Here is a 4,149-nt window from a genome sequence, read left to right on the forward strand (position 1 = left end):
AGCCTGGAAGATCTTGGTAGATAAAGAACAAGCTGAGACCGTGTTTGAGATCTGCCGTGCCTCGGTGTCGAGACGGTCGTTGAGCCTTTCGTGGAGTGGTTCCGGGGGTGGGTATCCGTCGGATCTGACCGACGAGCAGTGGGCGTTGGTGGAGCCGTTACTGCCACCGGCGCGGGTGGGGCCGAAGGGCGGACGGCGGGAGAAGCACCCGCGGAGGCGGATCGTGGACGCGATCTTCTACGTCGTGCGGACCGGATGCGCATGGCGGCAGCTTCCGAAGGACTTCGCGCCCTGGCCGACCGTGTACTGGTACTTCACTTGGTGGCACGACGACGGCACCGTCGAGCGCATCCACGACGCCTTGCGCGGCAAGGTCCGTGAAGCCGACGGCCGCAAAGCAGAGCCAAGCGCGGGCCTGATCGACTCGCAATCCGTCCGCACCGCCGACACCGTTCCGGCCTCCACCAGGGGCTTTGACGCGGGCAAGAAGGTCAAGGGCCGCAAGAGGTTCATTGTCACCGACACCCTCGGCTTATTCCTGGCCGTCCACGTCGTCGCGGCGAACGTCCAGGACCGTGACGGTGCCCGACGCCCCCTTCTGTGGACCCGGCTCGATCACCCGAGTGTGCAGAAAGTCTGGGCGGACCAGGGCTTCGCCGGGTCGGCTCGTCGACTGGAGTGCTTCCAATCTCGGTCGCGAGCTGGAGATCGTCCGTAAGGGTCCCGCTCAGCGCGGCTTCCAAGTCCAGCCCAATCGTTGGGCTGTCGAACGGACCTTCTCGTGGCTCACCGCCCACCGGCGCCTCGCACGGGACTACGAGACCAGTCCAAAGCGTGCGGAGACGATGATCCGCTGGGCGATGATCGGCGAGATGGTACGTCGGCTGGCCAGGGGTCGAGCAGCGGTCCGCAGCGGTCGGCGACCTCTCGTCAGGTCGGGCTCAGGTGTCGTATTGGCCATCCCAAGGCGCGTTGAAGCCTAGGCCGTCGGGATAAAACTCGGCCCACACACCGTTGCCCTCCTCGTCCTCCTTGTCTTCCTCTAGGACCAGGCCGAACAGGGCTCCCTCGAACAGGACGGCGAAGGGTGCGATCGCAATGTCCTGGTACTGCCGCTCGGGAAGAGCGTCCAGCCACTCACCCAGCAGCTGGAGTGCGGCAGCAATCGCCTTCTTTTCGCCGTCCGCCGTGGTGCCGGTGAACTGGATGCGCGAGTCCAGGTGCCGGCCAGCGCCGTCGAACTGATGGAGCACCGCGCACCAACGCTTCTGGGACTGCCAGTCGTCGCCACTCCAGCCCTCGGGGAAGGTCGCAGTGACCGAAGCGAAGAACTGGCCGCCTTGCCACCGGCCGATGGTGCTCGTGCGGTAGTCAGGCTCGTGTCTGATCGGGATGACCTCGGGAACGCTCATGGGCGAACCGTAGACGCGGCCTGTGACAACGAGCGATGACTGCCCGGCCTGCTGGCCACCCAATGAGATCTCAAACGCGGTCTGAGGAAGACGTCGTGGAATTTCGATCCCCAGCGCCTCCGTCCAACGGCGAGCCGCGTTCGAAGGCGGACGCACCTCCGCGCATGGAAAGCGAAGCCACGCCACGCTCGAGGCGGAATCCTCAGGAACTGCATCGGGGTTCCGGCCCTCCTGGCCGATCCAAGAGTCATGCAAAGAGCGCTTCCACGTCTCGGGCGACATTGCGGGAAAGCACAGGGCTCCGGTGCAGTATCGGAACAGGTATCGTCGGTGAGGCAGCTCGTTCTCTGCGCTCCGATCCGCCGGATCGCGGACGAAGATCTCGTAGTCGCGCATGTGGTTTGTGTATCCGTGGCACACGACGGCGTGATGATGGCGATTCTTGAAAACGGCTCTGACCGGAGTTCCGTGATTGATCTTGAGTAGAAGCCTCAGGGTGCTGGTGTCGAAACGCGTGGCCACACCTCGTCACACGCGCTTGTCCTCAGAGTCCGTGATGACGGGATCAGAGCCGGTAGGCAGGAGTTTAAGCACTAGAGTCACAGCCTCTTCGGCGGTGTTGACTTCACCGATCACAGCGAAGGGATTACGCTGGCGAACCTTGAACCGTCCGTTGTGCAAGGGCTCGATCGATCCGGCCTGCACAGTCCACGGGTAACTGGTGGAGCTGCTGAAGAGCAGGGCGAAGTGGCTGGTGAACGGGTGCAACCGCCGGAGTCGTGGTTGAGCGGCAGCGGCCTCCAGCAGTGGGACGATGCCCGGATATGGGCGCCCGGGCGCGCGGAGCTGGTGTACTGCGTGGCTCCACTGCCACGCGAGCCGTAGCGACTGCCAATGAGCCTCGATGGCGTCAACTGGCCCGCGACTGCGTGCTGCGGCCATGTCTGGCAGAACTGGTCTGGGAGGCAGGGCCGGCTGTTGATCGGATGTCTCGTCGTTCGCGTCCACGCCCATAGTGTCGTGGCCGGAGCCTGAAACCGGTGCTCTCATGGCAACGATCACGGCGTGATGAGGATTCGGGTCCGAAGAGGATCGAAGGAAGCCCGTCCGTACATTGCCCTCTTGAGTGATTTGACTCTGTTGACGTGGCCTTCGACAATGCCTGAGCTCCAGTGAAGGGTGAGGCCAGCAGCGACGGCGTCGAGGTCCTGCCGAAGGAAGCCCGCGAAGCCGCTCAACGGCTTCGGGGCATCCAGCTCGGCCTGGCGGATCCACTCGGTCAGCAGAAATCCACGTCGGTGTCGGAGGATCTCGGCGAAGGCTCGGGCGAGGTCGCAGGCGCGGGCGATGTCCGGGCAGGCGATCCGCACTTCGAGCAGGCGGCGTTCGAGTTCGGGTGGAAGCGTGTCCTGCGGCCGCATGATCCAGCTGGTGATCTTGCGAGGGCTGGGAATGTCCGCGCGGATAGGTTCGGCGTACCCAGCGCGGAGGGCGGCCAGGTGTTTCCGAACGACCTGGCGGCTGCCGCGATAGCCACGTTCGCAGATCTCCAGGAAGAGGCGGCTGCCACTGACCTGGCCGAGGCTTTCGGTGAAGCGCGTGTTCAGGTACGGCTTGAACGGATCCAGGACTCCGGCCGGCTGGCGTTCGTTCGCCGAGGCCAGGAGCTGGTCGAGGTCGGTGTCGCGGAAGCGCCGGACAGTCTTGCGGTCAAGGTGGAGACGGCGGGCGATGGCGCTGATGGTCCAGCCCGCGGCGGCAAGCTTTTGAACGTCGGCGTGGCGGTGCCGGGTTTGGTCGGTGATCGGCGTCCGCGGTAGTTCGTGGAGCGGGATGCATCAGCGGCGGTGCCTCCGGAATGCGGCTGGTCACCTCATCGACGCGTTTGCGCAGGCAGGCGCGGTGCTGGTGGCAGGTCTTCTCCACTGCGGCGGCGAGGTTTTGGAGCAGGTGCCAGCGGTCGGCGACTTCCACGGCGTCGGGCGCCGCCTCCTTGATCGCGCGAGTGTAGGCCGAGGCCCGGTCGCGGCAGATGATCTCGGCGCCGGGATGCTCACGCAGCCAGGCGGTGAAGGTCTCGGAGGTACGGTCGGGCAGAACATCCACGACGTGGCCGGCCTCCAGGTCGACGAGGATGGTTCCGTAGGTGCGGCACCTGCGGAAGGCGAACTCGTCGACACCGAGAACCCGCGGGGCTCGTTCCGGCACCGTCGGAGGATCCAGCAGTTCAAGCAGTCGCGTGCGTCCGGCGGCGAGGTGCATGCGGCGGCACAGCCGTTCGCCGGCCCGCCCACCAAGCTCGACCGCGACCTGACGGAGCCAGGCCTTCAGCCCGCGACTGGAGCGGCGATACCGCTCGCTCAACCCGCCGACCTGCTCGACGAACGTCCGTCGCCGGCACCCAGCACGGTCACAGAAGAACCGCCGGACCCGAAGCCTGACCAGCAACTTCTTCCCAGACAACGGCCGCTCGGCAAGACATCGCTCATAGCAGGAATGCACCCGCCGAGCCCGGGCACGGCACCCTGGGCATCTGGGCGGCGGACCGCACGCGGCCGCTGCCACCACCAACACCTCGGCCGTGAGCTCCACGGCTTCCAACCGCACATCGACGTTCGGGAACAGCACATCGTCCAGCGAGCAAACCCCCACCAGCGAGACATGCCCTGCCGGAACGTTCCCTCACACGGCTCCTGACCTGGGATTTCACGGAACTCCGGTCAGAGCCTTGAAAACG

5 protein-coding genes are annotated in these 4,149 nt (G+C 65.5%); 1 reads left to right on the top strand and 4 read right to left on the bottom strand.

Annotated elements, in window-relative coordinates; genetic code table 11:
• Positions 1 to 64: 64 nt before the first annotated feature.
• Positions 65 to 983 (top strand): IS5 family transposase gene (locus ACFQ7Q_RS37765; protein WP_383563694.1). Its coding sequence is split into 2 segments (ribosomal slippage): positions 65 to 676 and positions 678 to 983, totalling 918 coding nucleotides; the frame shifts between segments, so codons are not numbered across the junction.
• Here the strand turns inward: ACFQ7Q_RS37765 and ACFQ7Q_RS37770 are convergent.
• The 4 genes from ACFQ7Q_RS37770 to ACFQ7Q_RS37785 all read right to left on the bottom strand — a co-directional run bounded on the left by ACFQ7Q_RS37770 (position 942) and on the right by ACFQ7Q_RS37785 (position 4,040).
• Positions 942 to 1,808, bottom strand: coding sequence for a hypothetical protein (locus ACFQ7Q_RS37770; protein ID WP_383563686.1), 867 nt, complete (start codon positions 1,806 to 1,808; stop codon positions 942 to 944). The two genes, ACFQ7Q_RS37765 and ACFQ7Q_RS37770, sit on opposite strands and share 42 nt — an antisense overlap.
• Positions 1,809 to 1,940: 132 nt before the next feature.
• Positions 1,941 to 2,420, bottom strand: coding sequence for a DUF6193 family natural product biosynthesis protein (locus ACFQ7Q_RS37775; RefSeq protein ID WP_383563689.1), 480 nt, complete (start codon positions 2,418 to 2,420; stop codon positions 1,941 to 1,943).
• A 50-nt stretch (positions 2,421 to 2,470) separates the two neighbouring features.
• Positions 2,471 to 3,217: a transposase gene (locus ACFQ7Q_RS37780; protein WP_383563697.1), complete on the bottom strand. Its 747-nt coding sequence runs from the start codon at positions 3,215 to 3,217 to the stop codon at positions 2,471 to 2,473.
• Positions 3,123 to 4,040, bottom strand: coding sequence for an ISL3 family transposase (locus ACFQ7Q_RS37785; RefSeq protein WP_383563692.1), 918 nt, complete (start codon positions 4,038 to 4,040; stop codon positions 3,123 to 3,125). Before ACFQ7Q_RS37785 ends, ACFQ7Q_RS37780 begins: the two co-directional genes overlap by 95 nt.
• Positions 4,041 to 4,149: the final 109 nt, after the last annotated feature.

Source organism: Streptomyces sp. NPDC056527, from assembly GCF_042794475.1.
Taxonomy (GTDB): domain Bacteria; phylum Actinomycetota; class Actinomycetes; order Streptomycetales; family Streptomycetaceae; genus Streptomyces.

Excerpts from the sequence above, each read along its gene's own strand:
- ACFQ7Q_RS37770 (WP_383563686.1), bottom strand. The coding sequence starts at position 1,808 with ATGCGCGACTACGAGATCTTCGTCCGCGATCCGGCGGATCGGAGCGCA.